We start from the raw sequence: 22,362 nt of genomic DNA on the forward strand, positions 1-22,362 counted from the left end.
GCCAAACGAAGGGCGCTTAACCGCACGCGAGCATCATTTCTCCGCAGCGGTCGCACAGCTTAAACGACAGAAGGCCGAGCCTTTCGGCTCGACCCTCTGTCGTAATTAGTACTGGAGTTACGCCAGAACCTTGGTTACCTTACCGGCACCTACGGTGCGGCCACCCTCACGGATAGCGAAGCCGAGGCCCTCTTCCATGGCGATGGGCTGAATGAGCTCAACGGTCATGTCGGTGGTGTCGCCAGGCATAACCATCTCGGTGCCCTCAGGCAACGTGATGACGCCGGTGACGTCGGTGGTGCGGAAGTAGAACTGCGGACGGTAGTTCGCGTAGAACGGGTTGTGACGCCCACCCTCATCCTTTGACAGGATGTATGCGGTTCCCTCGAAGTTCGTGTGAGGAGTAACGGAACCAGGCTTAACAACAACCTGACCACGCTCTACATCTTCACGCTTCGTTCCACGAAGGAGCAGACCACAGTTCTCGCCGGCCCATGCCTCGTCGAGCTGCTTGTGGAACATCTCGATACCAGTGACCGTGGTCTTCTGGGTCGGACGGATTCCCACAATCTCGATGTCGGAGTTGATCTTGAGAGTTCCACGCTCAGCGCGGCCCGTAACGACGGTTCCACGACCAGTGATCGTGAAGACGTCTTCAACCGGCATCAAGAACGGCTTGTCCTTGTCGCGGATGGGGTCAGGAACACTCTCGTCGACAGCCTCCATGAGGTCGAGGATGGACTGGGTCCACTTCTCGTCGCCCTCAAGAGCCTTGAGGCCTGATACGCGAACAACAGGAACGTTGTCGCCATCGAAGCCCTGGCTTGAGAGGAGTTCACGAACCTCAAGCTCAACGAGCTCAAGGATCTCTTCGTCGTCAACCATGTCGGACTTGTTGAGTGCTACGAGCAGGTAAGGAACACCAACCTGCTTTGCGAGCAGAACGTGCTCGCGAGTCTGAGCCATCGGTCCGTCAGTCGCTGCAACCACGAGGATTGCACCGTCCATCTGAGCTGCACCGGTGATCATGTTCTTGATGTAGTCAGCGTGGCCCGGAGCATCTACGTGAGCGTAGTGGCGCTTGGGGGTCTCGTACTCAACGTGCGAGATGTTGATGGTGATGCCGCGTTGACGCTCTTCCGGAGCCGAGTCAATCGACGAGAAGTCACGCTGCACGTTAGTTGCCGAAGGGTACTTGTCTGCAAGTACCTTCGAGATGGCTGCGGTGAGCGTGGTCTTTCCGTGGTCAACGTGACCGATGGTTCCGATGTTTACGTGCGGCTTGGTCCGCTCGAACTTGGCCTTAGCCACTGTGGGTCCTCCTCAGGACTTGGTTGCTTCACACCCGACGACTTTTCTCGGCCGAATGCTTCGCAAGTTGGTGTGTATCTATGTTAGTTGCGCGCTGGTAGTGCGGCGATTACTCGCCCTTGTTCTTTTGAATAATCTCGTCAGCTACCGCACGGGGAACCTCAGAGTAACTGTCGAACGTCATCGAGTACACCGCGCGACCCGAGGTCTTCGACCTCAAGTCACCGACGTAGCCGAACATTTCCGACAGCGGTACGTGGGCACGAACGACCTTTACGCCGGTCGCGTCCTCCATGGACTGGATCTGCCCGCGGCGACTGTTAAGGTCACCGATGACATCTCCCATGTACTCCTCTGGAGTACGAACCTCGACCGCCATGAGCGGCTCGAGGAGAACTGGGTCAGCCTTGCGCGCGGCCTCTTTGAATGCCATCGTGCCCGCAATCTTGAACGCCATTTCTGACGAGTCAACATCGTGAGCGGCACCATCGAGAATGATTCCCTTGACGCCAACCATGGGGAATCCTGCCAGTACTCCAACACCCATCGAAGCCTGGAAACCCTGGTCAATCGAGCCGATGTACTCGCGAGGAATACGCCCACCGGTGACCTTGTTTACGAATTCATAAATAGCGTCGCCAACCACTTCCATTGGCTCAAGCGAGATCTGGACCTTAGCGAACTGACCCGATCCACCCGTCTGCTTCTTGTGGGTGTAGTCGTGCTTGTCCACAATGCGACGAATCGTTTCGCGGTAAGCAACCTGCGGCTTACCCACGTTGGCTTCAACGTTGAATTCGCGCTTCATGCGGTCTACGAGGATGTCGAGGTGAAGTTCACCCATTCCCTTGATAACCGTCTGGCCAGTTTCTTGGTTCTGTTCGGTACGGAACGTGGGGTCTTCTTCAGCGAGCTTCTGAATAGCAATACCCAGCTTCTCTTGGTCAGCCTTCGTCTTCGGCTCGATCGCTACCTCGATCACGGGCTCCGGGAACGTCATTGACTCAAGTACCACCTGATCGTTGAGGTCACACAGCGTGTCACCGGTCGTGGTGTCCTTGAGGCCGATGACGGCGTAGATGTGCCCAGCGGTGACGCTGTCAACAGGAATTTCTTTGTTGGCCGCCATCTGGAAGATCTTACCGATGCGCTCCTTCTTGCCCTTGGTGGAGTTGGCTACAGCCCCACCGGAGTCGAGTCGTCCCGAGTACACGCGAATGTACGTGAGGCGACCAAAGAAGGGGTGAACCGCAACCTTGAAGGCGAGAGCTGCGAACGGCTCCGTCGACTCTGGCTTGCGGATGATGATCTTCTCTTCGTCGCGAGGCGAGTGTGCTTCCAGAGGGGGCACGTCGACCGGCGAGGGAAGGTAATCGATAACAGCATCAAGCATCGGCTGAACGCCACGGTTCTTGAACGCAGAACCGCAGAGAACCGGGTAGATCTCGCTATTGACCGTCAGCTTGCGGATTGCAGCCTTGATCTCAGGAACGGTGATCTCTTCGCCGGCGAAGTAACGCTCCATGATGGCATCGTCGGTTTCCGCGACAACTTCGAGCAGAGCGGTGCGGTATTCCGCAGCCTTCTCCTTGAGGTCTTCGGGGATCTCTTCGATGGCATACTTTGCACCCATCTCAACGTCACCCTTGGAGTCTCCACGCCACGTCAGTGCGCGCATTTCGACGAGGTCAACAACGCCCTCAAATGCGGACTCGAGTCCGATCGGGAGCTGGATGACCAGCGGGCGTGCGCCGAGGCGCTTCACGATGGTGTCAACGGTGTAGTAGAAATCTGCACCCATCTTGTCCATCTTGTTGACGAAGCAGATGCGGGGAACGTCGTACTTGTCGGCCTGACGCCACACAGTCTCCGACTGCGGCTCCACACCCTCTTTACCGTCGAACACAGCAACTGCACCGTCGAGTACGCGCAGAGAACGCTCCACCTCAACGGTGAAGTCAACGTGGCCGGGAGTGTCAATGATGTTGATCTGGTTCTTGTTCCAGAAACAGGTCACAGCAGCAGACGTGATTGTGATGCCACGCTCTTGCTCCTGCTCCATCCAGTCAGTGGTCGACGCGCCGTCGTGAGTTTCACCGATTTTGTGGTTTACACCCGTGTAAAACAGGATGCGCTCAGTCGTGGTGGTCTTGCCAGCATCGATGTGAGCCATGATGCCAATATTGCGGACCTTTTTTAGGTCCGTGAGCACGTCCTGTGCCACAGGTTCCTCCGAAAGTTTGTTGTTGAAGTACGAAACTCAGCAGTGAGGCGAGTCAGACAGTGCCTGACTCGCCTCACAACGAGTAGCTACTACCAGCGGTAGTGAGCGAATGCCTTGTTGGATTCGGCCATCTTGTGGGTGTCTTCACGACGCTTTACAGCGGCGCCAAGCCCATTCGATGCATCCAAGATTTCGTTGGTGAGACGCTCAGTCATCGTCTTTTCACGACGACCCTTGGCGTAGCTCGTGAGCCAGCGCAGTGCCAGCGTGTTTGCACGGTGCGACTTGACCTCAACAGGAACCTGGTAGGTCGAGCCACCGACACGACGAGACTTGACCTCGAGGGTCGGACGCACGTTGTCGAGTGCCTTCTTGAGCGTGACGACGGCGTCTTGGCCGGTCTTCTCGGTTACGCCTGCGAGTGCGCCGTAAACGATGCGCTCTGCCAGACCCTTCTTGCCATCAAGAAGAATCTTGTTGACGAGCTGGCTGACAATGGGTGCGCCGTATACCGGATCCGCGACTACGGGACGCTTGGGTGCTGGTCCTTTACGAGGCATTACTTCTTATCCTTCTTCGCGCCGTAGCGGCTACGAGCCTGCTTACGGTTCTTAACGGCCTGGGTGTCGAGCGCTCCGCGAACGATCTTGTAGCGGACACCAGGAAGGTCCTTTACACGACCACCACGGATGAGCACCATCGAGTGCTCTTGAAGGTTGTGACCTTCTCCGGGAATGTACGCGGTGACCTCGGTACCGTTGGAAAGCTTGACACGAGCAACCTTGCGAAGCGCCGAGTTCGGCTTCTTCGGGGTGGTCGTATAAACACGCGTGCAAACGCCGCGCTGCTGCGGGTTGGACTTAAGGGCGGGGGCCTTGGTCTTGACGGCCTTTGGCGTGCGTCCCTTACGCACCAACTGCTGAATGGTGGGCACTCAATAACTCCTTGTTTTTGCTGCACGGTGACAGCGTCGTGATGGTTAGCATTCATCTAGACCCACGTGCCACCAGAATTGTTCGGATGGTTTGTGGATATGCCGTGGGGGCCAACCGGAAGGTTGAACCCTGTGGTGTGGAGTGACTGACGCGAAAACCCCGCAATTGCGGTTTGGGCCGAAGGGCACGGTTCACGCGCACGACAAAGCGCACACCTCAGAAAGAATAGCCCCCGGACCGGCCGGGGTCAAATGGTCACAGCGCACATGCAGCAAGCAAAACTGCCTGATGGGCGCGCGATCATGACTAGTGCTGAGCCGCAGATTTCTCCGCGACCTCGGCTTCCCACTGTGCACGGGATTCGCGGTTGCGCTCGGTGACCTTGCGGCCTCGCCTAGCGACGAGCGCGCCGGTCCACAAGGAGACTTCACGGGCCACGAGGCCAGCGGCGATAACCCGTGGATCAATGAGGGCCAAGGCGAACAGCAGCTGCGCTTGCTCCGGCGTGTTTTGGACGATGCCGTTGGTGAGCAACAGCACACCGACCGTGCCGAAGTACACGATTAGCCCGACAATGATGCTGGAAAAGACGTGTGCTGCCCAACCCGCGCGGTTAACGATGAGGGCAATCACGATCGCCCCGAGGGCGAAGAACGCAATGGGCACGTAGAACGATGGCGCCTGCACGAAGGCAATACCGACCCGGCCAGACTGGGCAGCGTTAATAATCACTACCGCAATCGCGAAGATGATCGCGAAGAGGAGCGTGGAGGCGAGCGCAATGAACACGCCGAATCCGCGGTTGCCCGCGACCTTGGGGGGTGTCGGAGCCGTCAGATAGACAACGCGAGGTTCGCCGGATGCCGCTGCGCTTGTCGTGCCAGTAGCGTTCGCTTCGGGCTCAGTGACAATTTCAGGCTCATACTCAACCACGGGTTCCGGGAGCGGCTCCGCTTCGGCCTCTATCGTCGCGTTGTCGTGGTCAGGGTTGTTATAGACGGGGTCGGTGGCGGATGCCGATGGCTCGACATCGGGCTCTACGAGGGGCGTGGCCGTGGTGGCGGCGCCGCTATCGGTGGCCGTCTCGTCGACGACTACGGCATCCTCAATGTTGTCGTGATTCTGATCGGAAGAACCACGCTCTGCAGATGGATCGGTCATGACTGATGCCTCCTTGTGCCAGCGACTGATGAGCCTAGTCTACTGAAGCACGTCTCAGAAATGAGAAAAACGCCACGACAGTGTTCATCGTGGCGTTTTTCCATCAGCTCAGAAACTAGTTAACCTCGTTGCCGCCGCCCGTGGTCGCAGTCGTCGTCGCGCCATCAGCGAGCACATAGACCGCGCCGCTCAGACTCATCTCATACTCAGCGTCGGTAGTGCCCTGCTGCACCGAGACCGTAGCTACCGAAAAGGATCTGGCATTCATCTGAACGCTCTGCATAAACGCATTAACGGCCGCGTAGGAACCGACGACGCTGACATCAACGCCCATTGCTACGAGCCCTGGCACCGAGGGAACCGACTGGGCCGATGGCTCCGCCGGAGCAGGTGTTTGGGCTTCGGCCTCCGCCGGAGCTTGCTCGTCGCCCTCAGCCGGAGCAACGGGCGCCGCGGCCTCTTCGGGTGCAACAGCATCCATGGCGCTGATGAAGGTCACGTCAGTGAGCTTGACGCCCGCCGCCGCAGCTAACACCGCTAGTTGCTGAGAAAACACCGACGTTTCGTGAGTCGACGGAATCGACTTCTCGAGTTCGGCCACATCCGCAAACAACTTTTCAGAATTCTCGTCGAGCTTTTTTAGTTCAGCCAGCTCATTGGCTTTCACCCGGTTCTGTAGTTCGACCGTCTCTATTTCTTCGTCAGCGCTGGAGGCTGCTGCGAGCGCAGGAGCAACACCAGCGGCGTAGCCCGCAAACAAGATGAGTAGCACCGCGATGGCGCCGATCAGAGTCCACATCCGTGTCAATGTCATGATCGGTGCTCCTAGTCTGTCGTGCCGTCAGCCGGAGCTGGCGTGTCAGTGGGTGTTGGGGTCTGCGAAGGATCCGCCGTCGGGGTCGGGCTCGGAGCGGGCTCTGCCTCTTCTTCCACCGCTTCACCCTCGGGAACGAAGCCATCGAAGCGGTGCAAGAGCGCATCGCTGCTGACGAAGACTGAAACGGAAGCTACGTAGAGGCCATCGTCTTCTTCTACAGAAACGACGGATGCGCCGATAACGCCAGCAACGTCGGGCGCTTTACGAACCCAAGCATCGATTTCTGCAATCGTGTTTGCGCCGACCTCGATTGTGAATTGCGCCATGCGCTGGGGATCGAGCGGCGAGACCGGTTCGCCATATCCCAGCAGCGGGGTCGCTGTTTCGAAATCGTAGGAACGGATCAGCATGCCAGCGGAAAGCTTGGAGCCCAAACCGTCAAGAAGTGCCTTGACCGAGATCTCAGTAGACGTGGCAAAAATGCGTGCCGACGTGCTCGATTGAAGGCGGTGGCTTGCTTGACGCACCTCGCTGTATTCCCCTTGCTGCTGCGTAAGCGACAGGGTTGTGGCGCGGGCGCTATCCAGCGCAAGTACGCGCTGGAAGGAGACGAGGTTAGCCCCGACTGCCGCCAGAATCGCAACGCCCGCGGCAATGATTGCAACAAAAATTGCGCGCCCTCTGGCGCGGTTTGCCGCCTTACGCTGCCCAACCTCAGGAGGGAGCAGTGTGACGTGGGGCGGGTACGCGACGGCAACCTTAATCTCACGTCGCGCTGCTGGTTTTTTCTCACTCATGCTGAGACCCCCGTAACCAATCCAAGTGCGAGCGACATGTCTTGGGCATCCCCCGTGCCCCGCAGACCGCGAGCCACAGTCACCAGTGAGAACGGGTCGGGCTGGGTAGCCGGCACCTTAGTGAATTCGGAGACCGTCTCGACGAGTCCGAGCAGTCGCGAACCACCGCCGCTCATGACAATCCGATCGATTGCCCGATTTCCGCGCGCATTCTGGAAGTACTGCATCGTTGCTCGGATCGCCAAGAGGGTCTCATTGACCAGTTCGAACGACACTTCGAGCGCGGGGCGTTGCTCCGGCGTAGCGCGAGCTGCGACGACACCAACCGAACGTTTGATGGCTTCGGCATCACGCATTGAGATGTCCATGCGCTGAGAAATTCCCTTGGTGATGTCCGCTCCGCCATTGGGCAGGAGCCGCACAAAGTGGGGTACGTGACCGTCGAGGGCAACCAGCGTCGTCGTGGCGGCACCAATGTGCACCAACAGCGTCGTGAGGTTTGCTGACTCGGGTCCAGAGAACAGTCGTGTCAGCGCAAAGGGCGACAAATCTACGTTTACCGGCTGAACGCCCGCAGCAATCGCTGCATTCACGTTCACCAGAACCGGTGCCTTGATCGCCGCGACGAGCATTCCCGAGAGCATCGGGCCATTCTCGCCTTCAGCCTCAGCTGCGGGGTAGAAGTCGAGTAGGGCATCTGTTGCCGGCACAGGAAGAAGATCCTGCACCTGGAACGGAAGCGACTCGCGCACCTGGTTCAGCGGAAGCCGCGGAACCTTGATGTCACGAGCCAGCACTTTAGAATTGCCGACACCCATCACGACATCCTTAGTTCGGATGCCGGTCTGTGTCCACAGTTTGCGAATGGATGCCGTTACGGTAGCCGCATCCACCACCTCACCAGCGCGCACAGCACCTTCTGGCAGCGGCACTTCGCCAAAGCGAAGAATTGTTGGTCGTGGCAGGTGTGGATTCTCGACCTCGACAGCGCGTATAGCGCTCGAGCCGATATCCAGCCCCACTAGTTTCTTTCCCATATATCCCCCCGGTGACGATCAGCTAAGACCGGTCGCCACCATATATCCGTTCCAAATTTGTGAGCCGAAAGCAATACCCAACCACGCTCCCGCTATCATCCACGGTCCGAACGGGATTGCGGTGCGACGACGCGCCCGTCCGATCAGCAGTAGGGCGATAGCGAAGACTCCGCCGAGCAGGAATGCGGCGAAAGCGCCAACCGCAAGAACGCCCCATCCGAGCCATCCCAGGTACAGTCCGAGAACGGCCGCCAGTTTCACATCACCCATTCCCATCCCGCGAGGCGAGATCAGGGCAACGATGAAGTAGAAGAGGAAAAGAGCCGCGCCACCAGCCAGCGCTCCCAGGAGAGCGGCCCAATTGCCGGTGCCGACGCTAGCGAGAGCCAACAGCGCTACTCCGACCAGAATTGACGGCAGCACGATCTTGTTGGGCAGTGTTTTGGTGTCAAGGTCGATGAGGGTCAAGGCAATCGAGATTGCCGCTAGGTAAAGGAACGCCGGCACCGTCCACACCAGAGCAGTTTCGGCTCCCACCGCTGCCGCAATGAGCCCGAAAACGATGGCGGTCGTAGCTTCAACGAGTGGATAGCGTGGCGAAATTGGTTCACCACAGTCACGGCATTTTCCCCTCAGCAACAACCAGCCAAAGACGGGGATGTTGTCGTAGGAGCGGATGGCGTGCTCGCATTTGGGGCACGCGCTCGGCGGTGAGGAGATCTTCTCTCCGCGCGGCACCCGCCACACCACGACGTTCAGGAACGAGCCAACGGCTAATCCCAGAAGCACCGCGAAGATGACGAGAAGAACTGTCGCGGTCATGAGATCGTGGCGCCTGCTGAGTCGAAGGCGGGCGAGACTTCAATCCACACGTTCACTCCATAACTTGTCGTCACTGGCGACAAGAATTTGGGTGGCGCTGTATACCGAAGACGCGTGTCATAGACGTAGTTCTTCGTGTAGCCGCCACTACCTTGACGCACGATGCCTCGGAATTTCTGCGCGATTGCCCCATTCACGGTGAGGGTGCCGCGCCCGCCGCCGGCGTTGGGGTTCTGGACCGCGAACGTGTGACCAACCGAGAGAATAGCAGCGTCAATCCGACGACCGGAGTCAGAGAGCAGGGGGTTGTTGGAGGAGTTCGTAGGGTTCCAGACCCACACCGCGTCGTTTCCGACGAGACCAAGAACATCTTCGTCGGCATTGTCATACTTGATATCTCCCGTGACATATACGTAGTGCTCGGCCGACAGGGTGGCCTGCCCGCTCAGCGTGCCCTTGACGAAGAGGTCACCAACGCGGCACTCGTAGGCGCTGCTCGGTGCCGTTTCGTAGTAGGTCGGGTAGCCGATTCCGTTACCGACCCTGTTTCCCGAGGCGCTCTCGCAGTCCAGACCAGACGGCTCACTGCTGCTGCTCCAGTAGTTGGGGTCGGAGGAGACGGCCGGTACGTTCTGAACATAGATGACGTTGCTTGGCGGCAGATTGAACGTCGCCCCGGAGTTGCTATTGAGCTGCGAGACACTGCCACACTCGGCCGGTGTACTCCCACCGGTCGCCGGTGATCCAGTGATCCGCGTCTTCTTGGTCCACGGCGAGTGAACCGTGATCGTTCCGTTCGAGTTCAGCTGAATCTCGGTCGGTCCGGTGTACAGGCAACCGGGTCGCGGCACACCGTTGGTGATCAGGTCAGAGCGCGTTTCCCGCAAGTGCTGCGAATTGGTCGCCGGCATTCCGATTACGGGGCTGAAGGCGGGTGATGTGGGAATGGAAAAACTCTGGCCGCTGCAGTAGTTGCTGTTCGAGTCGCGAGGGTTGTACCGCACCCCGCTGCTTGGCGCATAGCTTGTGGTTACGGCACCCAAGAAGGTTGCGCTGCAAATGCGTATGGTGTCGTTGGAGTGCACCGGCCCATCTACCGTGTCACCGCCGGAGAACGCGATCTCTCCACAGTTGCCGGAAATGCCGCTGCGCCCATCCCACCAGTACTTCACGCACGATGCTGGTTTGCCCGAGAATGCGGGATCTTGGATCTCATAGTCAGTGAAGTAGAGAAAATCGATGAACCCTGACTGTCGCAAGTCAGCGACGATCGTGCGAGTCTCGCTGCCGACTTTTCCGGTAGACCGAACTCGGATTACTCCGCTGCCGGCATACTCGGAATTGTCGACCTCATAGCGAAAGAATGAAGAGTTTTCGACGCCGCTAGGAACGGGAACGGCAACCCAGGCTTCCCCTGCAGCCACGTTGAACGCTGGATTGACGTTCACTCCGGTAGGCAGCCGCACATCACTCGTGGAGGAGAATGCTGCGGCAGGGTTTCCGTACTGCACGTACGACGTGTCCTCCGAGAGTCTGCTCTGATAATCCTCAACGCCGGCATAGGCCGCAGCGAGAGATGCTGACCACTCTTGAGTGGCAGCAGCTTGACGGAATCCACCAGTGGCGAAAGCTACCGCGCTGGTGACGAGGAGCCCCAAAACTACGGTGATACCAATCACCATGGGGAGAGCTGCGCCCTTCTCTCCGGCTAGGCGCGCACACACGAGTCGAATCATCGGTCGATTCCAATCCTAGAGAGGCCCAGGTTCGGTATCCCTACGGTGTTTTCCAGACTTGCTGTCTTGGCACGTCCGGTCGGGTCGGTCTGTATGGTCATCGACACTTTGACTGCAGCAACCTCACGTCGCTGGCTGAGCGTTAGGCTTCCATTAGCTGGCGGTGTCAGTTCTGTGTTGGCGTCATCGAAGAACCGAAATACGGGCGTGGTTCCCGTAGAGATTTGACGAACCACGGTGCGCTCGGAAGCCATCGCGGCTTGAAACGCAAAATATCCCGATGGCAGCAAGCGAGCATCCCATCGGCGTTCAACGAGAGTGCGATCTCCAGTGATAACGAACTCCACCTTGACAGGCTGAGGGTTGGCCGCATCCGTGTCCAAATAGGCTTGCAGCACGACGTGCTCAGTGCCGGCATAGCTGAATACAGGATCGTTCAGTGTCGATGCGGCTACCGGATTCTCGGTGCCGGATCGAATGACTCGAGTGAGTTCGTTCATAGCGATAGTGGCCCCCGCGGTGTTAGACGTGGCTGAGCGTTCATCGGCAAAGGTGCGGGTGAAGGTGACGAAAATGGTCATGACCATGGCCAGCAGCATGCTCATCAAGGCGATGGTAACAATCAGCTCGCTGAGGGTTACGCCCGCTTCATTGCGGTGAATTCGCCTCACGCGTGCGAACAGGGCGGCACGAAATTTACCCATTACGGTGCCACTCTCGGGTCGACTGTAACAAAGCCGGGCACAGTAGCCGTTCCTCCAACGATGGGCGCCGCCACCGAACCTGCACCGAGTAAGACCCAGCTGCCGCCACTCTTGCGCTCGAGCTTCCAGGTTCCGTAGGGAAGCGCGATATGTGTGACCGCACTATTCAATCTATCGAAGTTAAGTGCGTAGTCGGTCGTACATCCTGGATCACCACTGCCGGCAACGGGAGCAACCGCCGTGGCACGGAGAGTTCGATTGTCTAGACCATTGACCTCCACGAGCCCCATGGGAACGGTCATGTCTACGGAACCACCAGGGGTAGCAGCAACCGCCAGCGACTCGGGCGAGCGATATATCACGCCGGCAACGTCAGCCTCTAGCCACGATGCCGGGTTCGGCGACTCGCAGTAGGGAGCGGTGCTAGTCGTGTCTTCAGGTTTAGCAGCATAATTACCCGCGTAGCCTACGTAACCAGAGCTCCACGGGAACAGGTTTATATTGAGGGTCAAATTCCTGTTGCTCGCGGTGCTCAAGTGAACGCCGCGCGAACTGCTGAACGATGTCGGCAGGTCTTTGGGGATCCACACCTCATTACTATCGGGCGTGGGGTCAGAGACATAGTTGACGCGAAAAGTGGCGGCTTCGTCGAAGTTGAACGACACGGAACTTGCGGTTCCCGCTACAACCTGGGTGAGTTTGGTTGGAGCAGTCGACTGACCAGCGTCGGTGATGTAGCCGGTGCGAGAAACTGTGACGTTGTAATTGCCCGGCGCGACCTTGAGGATGTAGCTGCAGCCCTGAGCATCGGTCGCCGGCGGCGCTACAGAAAGATTTTGTGCACCATTCGCTGGTGAGGCGGGGTTAGCGGTAACCCGAACTCCGGCTGACCCTTCGCCGGAACCGCCAGTGACCGAGACCAGGATCGTGCCGAGTCCTGGGTCGTTGATTCTGTCGTTCGGTGCAAGAAGACTGTCGAAGCGCACAGGTTCGGTACCAGCACGCATGTTCGGCCAGGCGACCGCGATATTGATTCGTTTGTATTGAAGCGTTCCGCCGCCCGTTCCACACGATGCGGCGGTGTTGGTCGAATCGATCCACGCCGTGGAGCGAGTTACCGTGAAAACGTCACCGTTAAGAGTCTTCGTGTAGGTGGAATCCCCCAGGGTGAACACGTCGCCGGCATCTCGAGCCAAGTCAATTTCTTGAGAGGCGAGGTTCGCAGCGACGACGCGAGCGCGATTGTCGCGAGTAACGCTAAGGACCGTAGTGAGCGTTTGAAGGACTCCAAGGGAAACGACCGCGAAGATCATCATCGCGACGAGAACCTCAAGAAGGCTCAACCCTGCGTCGGAGCTACGAAGTCGCTGTAGAACCTTGTGCATGATGAGCCCTTTCGTGCGGGTAGTCAGGGTTTCGGGTGCTGCTGGAGAGTTGGGTTCTCTCGGGAGAGCGCGAACTCTCGTGGTGTGAAAACGGGGCGCCGCCGCTTGGCGACGCCCCGTTCCTCAGTACTGGATCAGACTATCCAGTTCGTTCGGTCGTACCGTCGGAGCTCGTGTAGGTCCACGTCGGGCCGGTGAACTCAGAGTGAGTAACGACGAAAATGTACGTGGTCGCAGTCGCTGTTGGTTCTGCAATAGTCACCGATGGAGTCGCCTTGTAGCCGTTAAGGCCGAGCTCGGCAACGGTGAGTCCGGTGAAAGAGCCGTTGTTGCCGACGGCGTAGGTCTCAGCCGCGATAACCGCGTTAGCGATGTCGGACTTTACCTGTGATTCCCAGGCGCCCTGGCGCTGGTTGAGGAAGAACGGGATGGCGATCGCGGCAAGGATGCCGATGATCAGAACAACAACGAGGAGCTCAACGAGAGTGAAGCCCTTCTGGTCGTTCTCGAGGTCGTTGCGCTTGGTGCGCAGTGCTTCATGCATGCGAGTAATCAATGGTTTTCCTGTCTGTGTAGCGAATCTTGGACAGGAGGCCCCCAGAAAAACAGCTTCTCAGCCCCCCCACAGAAATACTCTCAACATGTGCGCTTGCTGAGAATCCCACAAACGGGGGTGAATGGCCCCAATAACGCCCCCAGTGCGAGGGGTGACACGCGAGTCGTGGCGTCCATTGGGCCAACGACGCGTGATAAAACGCGCGCCGGGCGCGCGGCATCAACGCGCTAAAAGGCCAGACGGGGGCGAAGCGACTCGGGCCGCCGCGCCCCCGCCTGGGGCTGCTAGGTGTTACTTGATCTGATCGAAGATGGCAAAGATCGGCATATACAACGCAATCACCATGACACCCACGATCGAACCAATGACGCCAATCATGAGGGGCTCGATGAGCGCCGTGAGCTGTTCGGTAGTCTTCAACACCTCGTCATCGTAGAAGTCAGCAATTTTGGAGAGCATGACCTCCATCGAGCCGGCATCCTCACCGACAGCGACCATCTGGGTCACCATCGAAGGAAATACGCTCTCGCGGGCTAGCGGGGCAGACACTGACTGCCCAGAACGCACCGAATCGGCGACGCGACGCAGCGCCTCCTCGATGACATAATTCCCGGAAGTTTCACCAACGATCGAGAGCGCCTGAAGAATTGGCACACCAGCCCCCAACATGGTTCCGAAGTTACGGGTAAACCGTGAGATCGACACCTTGCGGAACAGCGGACCAAACACGGGCATCCGCAACTTCCACGGGTCAACAACCTTGCGAACACGCTCCGTGTGCTTGTTCTTGCGCCACCACGTGGCGAACACGATACCGGCAACGATGAGAACCGGAGCGAGGAATTTCATTGCGGCCGACGCCCACACCAGCATCTGGGTCAACAGGGGCAGCTCTCCGCCCAAGTCGGCGAACATCTGCTCGAATACCGGAACGATAAAGATCAGCATGCCAACTACAGCTGCTACCGCCATGATCAGCACGACAACGGGGTAGGTGAGCGCCGACTTGATCGTTCCACGGAGCTTCACCTCACTCTCGAAGTTGTTTGCGATCGACTCGAGCGCATCGTCAAGGAATCCACCCGTCTCACCGGCACGAACCAGATGAATCATGATCGGCGGGAAAACGGTGCCGTGCTTGGCGAAAGCATCAGACAGCGTTCCACCGGTCTCGACATCTTGACGAATCTCGCTGAGAGCCTTTGCCAGCGTTTTATTCTCGGTCTGCTCCGAGAGGATGACAAGAGCGCGGATAAGCGAGAGTCCAGCCGAAATCATGGTCGACATCTGTCGGCTCATCACCGCTAGATCGTCGAGGCCCACCCCCTTCTGGAAGAACGCAATGTTGATCTCCATGTTGAGACCGGTTCCGGCGCCCGCCTCGGTCACCGAGATCGGGCTGATCTCCATCGCCCGAAGGCGAACAAGAACCTGATTCTCATTAGACGCATCAATGCGCCCCTTAACGACCTTGCCCGAGTGATCACGGGCCTTGTACTCGAACGACTTAGTCGTCGAGGCCACTGCGGCCATTAGTGTGCTCCCGCCACTGAACTATCGCCCATCAATCGGTGCATACCTTCAGGGTCGTGGGCCTTCGCCATAGCCGCCTCTTCCGTAATCGCACCCGACTTGGCGAGACCGGCAAGGTGCTGATCCATCGTGTGCATACCGCCGCCGCGACCAGCCTGCATCGCCGACGGAATCTGGTAGATCTTGCCCTCACGGATGAGGTTACCGATGGCAGGGGTCATCGTGAGCACCTCAGTGGCCACCACACGCCCCTTACCGCTCGCGCGACGCACGAGCGTCTGACAGATAATGCCCTGCAGCACAGCAGCAAGCTGGGTGCGAACCTGGCCCTGCTGGTGCGGTGGGAAGACGTCAATGATGCGGTCAACGGTTTGCGCGGCATCCTGAGTGTGCAGGGTTGCAAACACGAGGTGGCCGGTCTCTGCTGCCGTCAGGGCGATCGAGATTGTCTCCAGGTCTCGAAGCTCACCAATCAGGATGACATCGGGGTCTTGACGCAGAACGTGCTTGAGCGCCGCCGTGAACGAGTGGGTGTCGCGGCCAACCTCGCGCTGGTTCACCAGTGATTTCTGGTTGCCGTGCAAGAACTCGATCGGATCCTCGACGGTCACGATGTGGTCGGCACGGGTGCGGTTCACGAGGTCGATGAGAGCCGCAAGCGTCGTTGACTTGCCGGAACCCGTTGGGCCCGTCACGAGCACGAGGCCACGAGGCAGCGTCGCGAACTGCGAAACCGACTCCTGAATTCCCAGATCTTTCAACTGCTTGATCTCAGTAGGAATGATTCGGAAGGCGGCACCCATGTTGCCGCGATCCATATAAAAGTTCACCCGAAAACGAGACGACTCAGAAAGTTCAAAAGCGAAGTCGAGCTCAAGAGCTTCGAGAAACTGAGCTTCCTGCTTCTCATCAAGAATGCTGAAGAGTGCGGCGCGGGTGCGGTCTTTATCCCACTCCCCAGCGCCCTTGAGCTGCTGGAGCCCACCATCAACACGAATCATCGGCACAGCGCCCGAAGAAATGTGGAGGTCAGAAGCGCCTGTGTAGACAACCTCCTTGAGAGCATCAAGAAGTTCAGGGCTAGACCCTTCCTTTGCCGTCAGGTCCATGTCGGGCCGCTGTTCGCGCTCCTGCTCAACGATCTCGGGAACCGACAGAAGTTGTGATTCGCGCGGCGCTGTAGCCTGCTCGGCCCCAAATCCGCTCGTGAAGGTGAGAAGGCCCTCGGTCACGCCGGGAGGTGGGAAGCTAGCGAGATCCTGAGCGGATGTTCCCGACTCAGGAACATCGAACAGTCGGGTCGCGGCATCCGAGGCATCCGTCGGCGGCGCGACGGGTGTGTCTGCTCCGCCCGGTGCGTCAATGGTGAAGGCAGCGGCCGGTGCGGGTGCACCCGCTTCTGAATCTGATGCGTCAGAGAAATACGGAACCTCGGCAGCTGTCGAAGACGGAGTTGGTGCTGGTGCGGGTGCCGGCATTGAGGCTCCAGCTGCCTTCGTAGCAGCAGACGTCTGCGACATTGCGCCAGCTGCCGCCTGACGGAAAAGTTCATCGAGCGAATCGATCGAGGTCACCGGCTCAGTTGCCATGCGACGTGCGCGGCGCCCTCCCTCGGCAGCGGCATCCGCTGGAGGGGTGGATGGGGTGGGCTCAGCCGCAGCTGACGCTGCAGGAGGCGAGCTCGGCGCTGGTGCAGCGGTCGGGGCTGCCGGCGCGGGAACACCCGAAGTGTCATTGCTCTTAATCGAGCCCGATGGCGGCGGGATCGTGGGCAGCGGCGACGCTGGCACCGTTGCGGCCGACGCCGACGGAGCAGCACCAGTCTGTGCCCATTCCGGGAACGGAGTCGACGATGCCTGCGGATTGCTCGGTCCGGGAACGCCTGTTCCCGCAGCCGGTGGCGGTGTGTTCGAAGGAACGCCCTGCCCTGACGGCGCACTTTGCCCCTTCGGTGTGAACAAACTTTCGTCTACCGATTGCGACGGGATGTCATAAATTCGCTTTGCCATAATTCCCCCAGTAACTCGTCTATGCGACGACGCGCAAAATCTCTTCGATTGACGTCAAGCCGAGTTGAGCTTTTGCCCAACCGTCCATGCGCAGCGTGCGCATTCCCTGCTCGATCGCGACGCGGCTGATCTCAGCGCTAGAGGAACGAGCAACAGCGAGACGTTCAATCTCTTCGGACACTGCCATAACTTCGTGCAGTGCAATTCGGCCGCGATATCCCGTCTTGGAACACACGGTGCACCCGACGGGTGCATACAACGTCGGCATGGGACCTTCTGGGTTGAAGCCGACCTTCAAATTCACGAGGTCCTGCGGATTGTGCGTTGCAGGCTGCTTGCAGCGGTCGCACAAGCGCCGCGCCAGTCGTTGTGCCACAACGCAGTCGATTGCTGAACCCACCAAGAATGGCTCAATGTCCATCTCGATCAGTCGAGTAATGGCCGCTGGCGCGCCGTTCGTGTGAAGGGTGCTCAACACGAGGTGGCCGGTGAGCGCGGCTTCGATCGCAATCTGTGCCGTCTCCTGGTCTCGGATCTCACCAATCAGCACAACATCCGGGTCAGAACGCAGAATCGAGCGCAGAGCACTCGCGAAAGTGAGACCCGCCTTCGGGTTAACCTGAACCTGGTTGATGCCCGCCATGCGGTACTCAACCGGGTCTTCGACCGTGATGACATTGATCTCGGGGCGGGCAACAGCATTAAGGGTCGTGTACAGCGTGGTCGACTTACCGGAACCTGTCGGGCCGGTAACCAGAATCATGCCGTAGGGCTTGGAATACGCCTCTTTGTAAATCTTTGCGTTGTGCTCAAGCAGGTAAAGCTGGCTCAAGTCAAGAGTCGTGTTGGAGTTGTCGAGAATACGCATAACGACTTTTTCGCCGTAGACGGTCGGCAGGGTCGCAACACGGAGGTCGATCTTCTTTTGCCCATGGATCACCGAAATGCGGCCATCCTGAGGCTTGCGACGCTCAGCAATGTCCATTTCGGCCATGATCTTCAAGCGCGAGATCACGCCGTTCTGAATCTGGCGAGGTGCACGCTGCATCTCATGCAAAACACCATCAATGCGGTACCGAACGCCAAGGTCGTACTCGCCGGGTTCGATATGAATATCGGATGCCTTGTCTTGGATGCCTTGGCTGATCAGCAGGTTCACGAAGCGAACAATAGGGGCGTCGTCTTCGGTCGGCTCATTATTGTTCGACGAAAGGGCAACATCCGTGGATACCGCTTCTTGCTCGAGTTCACTGCTGAGGCTGGAGAGTTCGCCATCGGCACGGTGGAACCGGTCAAGAGCAGCCTGAAGGTCGCCACGTTCGGCAACAACGGTGCGCACCTGGCGGCCTGTCGCTGAGCGAATGTCGTCGAGGGCAAAGATATTGCCCGGATCAACCATGGCCAGCACGAGGTAACCCTCGGAGAACGCGATGGGAAGCACTTCGTGGCGGCGGCAAATTGCGGCTGGGGCGAGCGCGACTGCTTGGTGATCGACAGCGAAGTCGACCAGCTCGACGAACGGTACGCCCGCTTGTGCAGCACGAGCTGACGCTAACTGTGCCGGCGAAATGGTGCCGCTGTCGAGTAGGTTTCTGACGAGTGCTTCCTCATCAGAATGTGATGTTCCCACGGAATCGATGCTCTCAATCGGCATCATTCCACGAAGAATCAATACTTCAGCAAGTGTTGTCACGCGTGCCTCCCCCCAAGGTCCTAGCGGAGTCCAACGCTAATCGACTCACATCAGCACCACTAGTCCCACATGCGAGGGGTACTCGGCACGTTTCAGGAAGCCCATTCGCCGCGAGTCGCAGCATTGAGTGCCAAATTGGTGTTCATTTCGACGTAAACGGCCAATCGGGGCATCGCGCATTCGTTGACAACATCGGCGATGTCCTGCGCATGGCGTTGAGCGCACGAATTCGCGGTCGACTGCGCCTGAGCAATGCAGGCGTTGCATGGCGCTGTAGCGCGGCCATTTTCATTCGCGCAGTGACGTTCTTCATGAAGTGCTACCGCGAGCTGCATCGACACGAGGTCGAGGGTTTCGACGAGCGAGTGAATGAGATCGTGCGGCCAGTGACCCAGTCGGTCGAAGACCGCGAAGTCGGATGAGCGACAGGCGACGCATCCCGTTGGCGTTCCCCCCACAGGGCGGCGCCATTGCGAAACTGTGCGGTACCAACGCTGAAGGGAACACTCAACGAGGTCGTTAACGGAGTGACGATTCACAAGCCCTCCGCTCCCTCGTTTGTTGTGGCCCATCCGATGGTGGCACCGCTGGGGAGTTCGCGGCAGTCGTTACTATCAATGACACCCGTTTGGGGGGCAGACTAATTGTTCCGGTACGGTTGTCGTAGGCATGGGGGAATCTCTGTCGTGACCGAATTAACCCTGATCCGAACGGGGCACCTATGACAACGCACGATGTAGTAAAGCGCACGTATCGCATTGGTCATGTCGACGACCACGAGACGGTTCAGCTGGGCTTCGGCTCCCTCCTCTCGCAGTGCTCCGACCTGAGCCTCGTGGCATCCGTCCCCCGCGTGCGCGACCTGAGCGCAGTGATCGACAGCCTCGATGTGGTGGTTCTTGACGTGCGCCTCTCAGACCGCAGCACCGTCGAAAACAATGTTGCGTGGCTGCGCGAGCACGGCGTCCATGTGCTCGTCTTCACGGCGGCAGACAATGCCAGCGAGGTACGCGCAGCCTCCCGCGCCGGAGTTCTGGGGATCGTGCGCAAATCTGAGTCCCGCGACGTCATCGTGGATGCGGTGCGCGAGGCTGCGCGCGGCAACCCGGTCGTGACAACTGATTGGGCAGCAGCACTCGACTCTGATCCGGAGCTCGACGCTGCCGGCTTAAGCCCTAAAGAGCAAGAAGTGCTCGCCCATTACGCTTCTGGCGACAAATCAATTGCTGTTGCTCACCGCGCCGGGCTATCGTCCAGCACGGTAGCGGAGTACGTTCGCCGCATCCGACACAAGTACGCAATGGTGGGTCGCCCAGCACACACCAAAGTCGACCTCTATAAGCGGGCCGTTGAAGACGGCATCCTTCCCCCTCCCACTTCGTGAACAACTTCTCGACCCGGTTGCCATCGACGGCCAGCGCCGAGCTCGGTGTGGTTCGAGTCATGAGCGCGGTGCTAGCGGCGACAACGATGCTCTTTTTGGCGCTCACCATCGGTTCACTCATAGAACAGAAAAGTTATGTCATGCCGCACTGGCAAAGCGTGGCGGTAACAGCAATTTTTGGATTGCCCCTTATCTTGGCTGCCGCCGCACCGTGGAGTTCCTTGCGCGAACTGCGCTTGATGCACGGTGCCTACGCAATAATTTTCGCGATAGTGGTGGTGAGTTGGATCCCCGCGTTCATCAATGGCCCCCTGCCCAGCGGTATGGCACCGTGGACGGTCGGGATGACCGCACTCAGCACAGTTCCCGCTGCGATCGCATGGCGGCCGGCGGTCGCCTGGGGCTTTCTTATAGCCAGCTCCCTTGTCATTGCCCCGATCCGCATCATCGCTGACGGTGGCACAGATATATCGCTCGCAGTACAGTTCGCGATTTTCACCATTACCGTGTGCGCTGTATTCACCGCCGTCGCTATCGTCGCTATCGGCGCAGGTCGAGAAGTGGATGTCGCGACCGCTGCAGCGCGGGTTTCGTCAACGCGGGCTGCAGCGTTGACCGCGCGCGCTGAAGAACAAGCACACCTCGATGCACTTGTGCACGACGAAGTCATCGCAACAATCTTTGCGGCAGCCGGGGCCGGACGCAGCGATTCAGAGGCAACACGAGTGCAGGCTGCGCGCACCATCGCCCGCCTCCAGAAGCTTCACGAGGCTACCGCTGGTGTTCCTGAGCTTATCCACTCCGACTACCTCATCCGGGGCCTCTCCACGTCGATCGATGAAGCAACAGATTCGGGAGAGTTCAACGTCACCGGCGAACGGAACGCACCGATCCCCTCGTCGATCGCTAGCGCGCTGATCGAGGCAACAGTCGAAGCACTGCGCAACAGCGTCGTGCATGCCTCTCGAGACTCCACTCCCGTGCGCCGCGTCGTTGACCTTCGCTTGAGCCCGGAACGTGTCGACATCACCATCACCGACAATGGGCGGGGCTTTGATGCGGCTAACGTTCCTAAGAATCGCCTAGGCATCGTGGTGAGCATCCTCGGTCGCATCAATGCCCTCCCTGGAGCACACGCTGCAGTCAGTTCACGACCTGGTGAAGGCACGCAGGTGAGCGTCGGATGGCAGGAATGAGCCGCCGCACGGCCGCGCCACGACGGCTAGAGCTACCTGAGATCACGGGGCGTGGAGCCCACACACTGATCTGGATCTACTACGCCACCATGTCGGCACTCGCACTGCTCTCCCTCGAAGACGTGCACTCCCCCGCGATTGTCTACCTTTCGATCGCGAACTTCGGTGCCATCTGGTTCGTCCTCACCCGTGATACCGCACAGCGAGTTCGAATAGGCGTGTGCATTTTCGTCATCTCCGCGAGCGTTCTCGCGACTCTGCTGTCATCGTGGAACGCGATCGCGGGCGGTTTTTCGCAATGGTATGTCGGGGCAGGTGCGCTCGCCATGTTCTACCTCAGTTTGCGCGGCCGCGACCTGTACGCATGGCTCGGTTTCTCGGCGATTGGCCTCGCTGTAATCGCCTGGGGCATCACCACCGACGACCGCCTGCTGGAGGCCATCGTCTTAGTTGCACGGCAGGCACCTATAGTGCTGGTCGGCTCGCTGTTTTCCTTCGGCATGAAGCGCACGGGCAGAAAGCTTGAGAACGTGCACGAGGCCGACACTGCGCGAGTTGCTGCCGAAGCTGCGGCCCTTGCGCGCACTGCCGAGCGTTCGCGACGTCTTGCGGCACTCGACTCAGCGGTCGGCCGCCAACTTCAGCGCATTGCAGAAGGTGACGATCTCAGCGACGATGACCGCCGTGAACTTCTGATCGCAGAAGCGCGCCTTCGAGACACTCTGCGTGCGCGCCAGCTTGATCTGCCCGAGATCGTGGCTGCCGTGCAACGTGCCCGACGACGTGGCGTCGCTGTGCTGCTGCTCGATGACCGCTACCCCCTAGCCCTGCCCTCGGGAGCACTCCCCCGTGTGAGCGATGCAGCGGTTCGGATGCTGGACTCCGCCGTCACCGGCACGGTCACGATTCGACTGCTCCCGGCGGGGCGTGCGTTGCTCGCCACCATGGTCGCGGACGGCAAGGAGTACTCCCGGGTAGAACTCCCATCGCTGACCAGTGCGATGCCGCCCTCAAACATTTAGGCAAACAGCATGCGGGGCAAGCACGGAGCCAAGCTTTGGC

Annotated in this window: 20 protein-coding genes; 3 read left to right on the forward strand and 17 right to left on the reverse strand. The window is 59.1% G+C overall.

From position 1 onward, the window contains the following. Positions 1–117: 117 nt before the first annotated feature. The 17 genes from tuf to AADH44_RS11170 all read right to left on the reverse strand — a co-directional run bounded on the left by tuf (position 118) and on the right by AADH44_RS11170 (position 19,259). On the reverse strand, positions 118–1,311 hold the full coding sequence (gene tuf / locus AADH44_RS11090) for an elongation factor Tu (protein ID WP_341952887.1): 1,194 nt from the start codon (positions 1,309–1,311) through the stop codon (positions 118–120). Between the two features lie 109 nt (positions 1,312–1,420). Then, positions 1,421–3,535, reverse strand: a complete 2,115-nt coding sequence (gene fusA / locus AADH44_RS11095; protein WP_341952888.1) for an elongation factor G — start codon at positions 3,533–3,535, stop codon at positions 1,421–1,423. An 89-nt stretch (positions 3,536–3,624) separates the two neighbouring features. Further along, positions 3,625–4,095, reverse strand: coding sequence for a 30S ribosomal protein S7 (gene rpsG / locus AADH44_RS11100; RefSeq protein ID WP_010203848.1), 471 nt, complete (start codon positions 4,093–4,095; stop codon positions 3,625–3,627). After that, positions 4,095–4,469, reverse strand: coding sequence for a 30S ribosomal protein S12 (gene rpsL, locus AADH44_RS11105; RefSeq protein WP_341952891.1), 375 nt, complete (start codon positions 4,467–4,469; stop codon positions 4,095–4,097). Before rpsL ends, rpsG begins: the two co-directional genes overlap by 1 nt. Before the next feature lie 307 nt (positions 4,470–4,776). Further along, the gene (locus AADH44_RS11110) at positions 4,777–5,631 is read right to left on the reverse strand and encodes a hypothetical protein (protein WP_341952892.1); all 855 of its coding nucleotides are present in this window, start codon (positions 5,629–5,631) and stop codon (positions 4,777–4,779) included. A gap of 115 nt (positions 5,632–5,746) precedes the next feature. After that, positions 5,747–6,445, reverse strand: coding sequence for a hypothetical protein (locus AADH44_RS11115; RefSeq protein ID WP_341952893.1), 699 nt, complete (start codon positions 6,443–6,445; stop codon positions 5,747–5,749). 11 nt (positions 6,446–6,456) lie between these two features. Then, on the reverse strand, positions 6,457–7,245 hold the full coding sequence (locus AADH44_RS11120) for a fimbrial assembly protein (protein ID WP_341952894.1): 789 nt from the start codon (positions 7,243–7,245) through the stop codon (positions 6,457–6,459). Further along, a complete protein-coding gene (gene pilM / locus AADH44_RS11125; RefSeq protein ID WP_341952895.1) occupies positions 7,242–8,267 on the reverse strand; it encodes a type IV pilus assembly protein PilM in 1,026 nt (341 codons plus the stop codon). Before pilM ends, AADH44_RS11120 begins: the two co-directional genes overlap by 4 nt. A gap of 33 nt (positions 8,268–8,300) precedes the next feature. Then, positions 8,301–9,104 carry a prepilin peptidase gene (locus AADH44_RS11130; RefSeq protein ID WP_341952896.1) on the reverse strand — a complete coding sequence of 268 codons (804 nt, stop codon included), beginning with the start codon at positions 9,102–9,104 and terminating at the stop codon, positions 8,301–8,303. Further along, complete coding sequence (locus AADH44_RS11135; RefSeq protein WP_341952897.1) at positions 9,101–10,840, reverse strand: hypothetical protein; 1,740 nt, start codon at positions 10,838–10,840, stop codon at positions 9,101–9,103. Before AADH44_RS11135 ends, AADH44_RS11130 begins: the two co-directional genes overlap by 4 nt. Beyond that, the gene (locus AADH44_RS11140) at positions 10,837–11,544 is read right to left on the reverse strand and encodes a prepilin-type N-terminal cleavage/methylation domain-containing protein (RefSeq protein ID WP_341952898.1); all 708 of its coding nucleotides are present in this window, start codon (positions 11,542–11,544) and stop codon (positions 10,837–10,839) included. Before AADH44_RS11140 ends, AADH44_RS11135 begins: the two co-directional genes overlap by 4 nt. After that, entirely contained in the window at positions 11,544–12,929 is a 1,386-nt protein-coding gene (locus AADH44_RS11145) for a prepilin-type N-terminal cleavage/methylation domain-containing protein (RefSeq protein WP_341952899.1), read from the reverse strand. Before AADH44_RS11145 ends, AADH44_RS11140 begins: the two co-directional genes overlap by 1 nt. Before the next feature lie 139 nt (positions 12,930–13,068). Next, on the reverse strand, positions 13,069–13,473 hold the full coding sequence (locus AADH44_RS11150; RefSeq protein WP_341952900.1) for a prepilin-type N-terminal cleavage/methylation domain-containing protein: 405 nt from the start codon (positions 13,471–13,473) through the stop codon (positions 13,069–13,071). 303 nt (positions 13,474–13,776) lie between these two features. Beyond that, positions 13,777–15,018, reverse strand: coding sequence for a type II secretion system F family protein (locus AADH44_RS11155; protein WP_341952901.1), 1,242 nt, complete (start codon positions 15,016–15,018; stop codon positions 13,777–13,779). After that, positions 15,018–17,027 (reverse strand): type IV pilus twitching motility protein PilT, encoded by a 2,010-nt coding sequence (locus tag AADH44_RS11160; protein WP_341952902.1) that lies wholly within the window; start codon positions 17,025–17,027, stop codon positions 15,018–15,020. Before AADH44_RS11160 ends, AADH44_RS11155 begins: the two co-directional genes overlap by 1 nt. A 19-nt stretch (positions 17,028–17,046) precedes the next feature. Beyond that, positions 17,047–18,720, reverse strand: a complete 1,674-nt coding sequence (locus tag AADH44_RS11165) for an ATPase, T2SS/T4P/T4SS family (protein ID WP_341952903.1) — start codon at positions 18,718–18,720, stop codon at positions 17,047–17,049. A gap of 92 nt (positions 18,721–18,812) precedes the next feature. Next, a complete protein-coding gene (locus AADH44_RS11170) occupies positions 18,813–19,259 on the reverse strand; it encodes a hypothetical protein (protein ID WP_341952904.1) in 447 nt (148 codons plus the stop codon). Between the two features lie 182 nt (positions 19,260–19,441). On the opposite strand from AADH44_RS11170, the gene AADH44_RS11175 reads away from it, so the two are divergent. From AADH44_RS11175 to AADH44_RS11185, 3 genes are read left to right on the forward strand one after another with little or no spacing between them, the layout of a single operon-like run. Further along, the gene (locus AADH44_RS11175) at positions 19,442–20,104 is read left to right on the forward strand and encodes a response regulator transcription factor (RefSeq protein ID WP_341952905.1); all 663 of its coding nucleotides are present in this window, start codon (positions 19,442–19,444) and stop codon (positions 20,102–20,104) included. A gap of 59 nt (positions 20,105–20,163) precedes the next feature. Next, positions 20,164–21,300: an ATP-binding protein gene (locus AADH44_RS11180; RefSeq protein ID WP_341952906.1), complete on the forward strand. Its 1,137-nt coding sequence runs from the start codon at positions 20,164–20,166 to the stop codon at positions 21,298–21,300. Further along, positions 21,297–22,322: a hypothetical protein gene (locus tag AADH44_RS11185; RefSeq protein WP_341952907.1), complete on the forward strand. Its 1,026-nt coding sequence runs from the start codon at positions 21,297–21,299 to the stop codon at positions 22,320–22,322. Before AADH44_RS11180 ends, AADH44_RS11185 begins: the two co-directional genes overlap by 4 nt. Positions 22,323–22,362: the final 40 nt, after the last annotated feature.

It is taken from the genome of Salinibacterium sp. TMP30, from assembly GCF_038397785.1.
In the GTDB taxonomy this organism is placed as follows: domain Bacteria; phylum Actinomycetota; class Actinomycetes; order Actinomycetales; family Microbacteriaceae; genus Rhodoglobus.

Bases quoted from the DNA above. Each gene is read 5' to 3' on its own strand.
- AADH44_RS11175 (WP_341952905.1), top strand. From the start codon at position 19,442: ATGACAACGCACGATGTAGTAAAGCGCACGTATCGCATTGGTCATGTC.
- AADH44_RS11155 (WP_341952901.1), bottom strand. From the start codon at position 15,018: ATGGCCGCAGTGGCCTCGACGACTAAGTCGTTCGAGTACAAGGCCCGT.
- AADH44_RS11135 (WP_341952897.1), bottom strand. From the start codon at position 10,840: ATGATTCGACTCGTGTGTGCGCGCCTAGCCGGAGAGAAGGGCGCAGCT.
- AADH44_RS11115 (WP_341952893.1), bottom strand. From the start codon at position 6,445: ATGACATTGACACGGATGTGGACTCTGATCGGCGCCATCGCGGTGCTA.
- AADH44_RS11120 (WP_341952894.1), bottom strand. From the start codon at position 7,245: ATGAGTGAGAAAAAACCAGCAGCGCGACGTGAGATTAAGGTTGCCGTC.
- AADH44_RS11150 (WP_341952900.1), bottom strand. From the start codon at position 13,473: ATGCATGAAGCACTGCGCACCAAGCGCAACGACCTCGAGAACGACCAG.
- AADH44_RS11145 (WP_341952899.1), bottom strand. From the start codon at position 12,929: ATGCACAAGGTTCTACAGCGACTTCGTAGCTCCGACGCAGGGTTGAGC.
- AADH44_RS11160 (WP_341952902.1), bottom strand. From the start codon at position 17,027: ATGGCAAAGCGAATTTATGACATCCCGTCGCAATCGGTAGACGAAAGT.
- rpsG (WP_010203848.1), bottom strand. From the start codon at position 4,095: ATGCCTCGTAAAGGACCAGCACCCAAGCGTCCCGTAGTCGCGGATCCG.
- AADH44_RS11180 (WP_341952906.1), top strand. From the start codon at position 20,164: ATGAGCGCGGTGCTAGCGGCGACAACGATGCTCTTTTTGGCGCTCACC.
- AADH44_RS11110 (WP_341952892.1), bottom strand. From the start codon at position 5,631: ATGACCGATCCATCTGCAGAGCGTGGTTCTTCCGATCAGAATCACGAC.
- AADH44_RS11185 (WP_341952907.1), top strand. From the start codon at position 21,297: ATGAGCCGCCGCACGGCCGCGCCACGACGGCTAGAGCTACCTGAGATC.
- AADH44_RS11130 (WP_341952896.1), bottom strand. From the start codon at position 9,104: ATGACCGCGACAGTTCTTCTCGTCATCTTCGCGGTGCTTCTGGGATTA.
- AADH44_RS11140 (WP_341952898.1), bottom strand. From the start codon at position 11,544: ATGGGTAAATTTCGTGCCGCCCTGTTCGCACGCGTGAGGCGAATTCAC.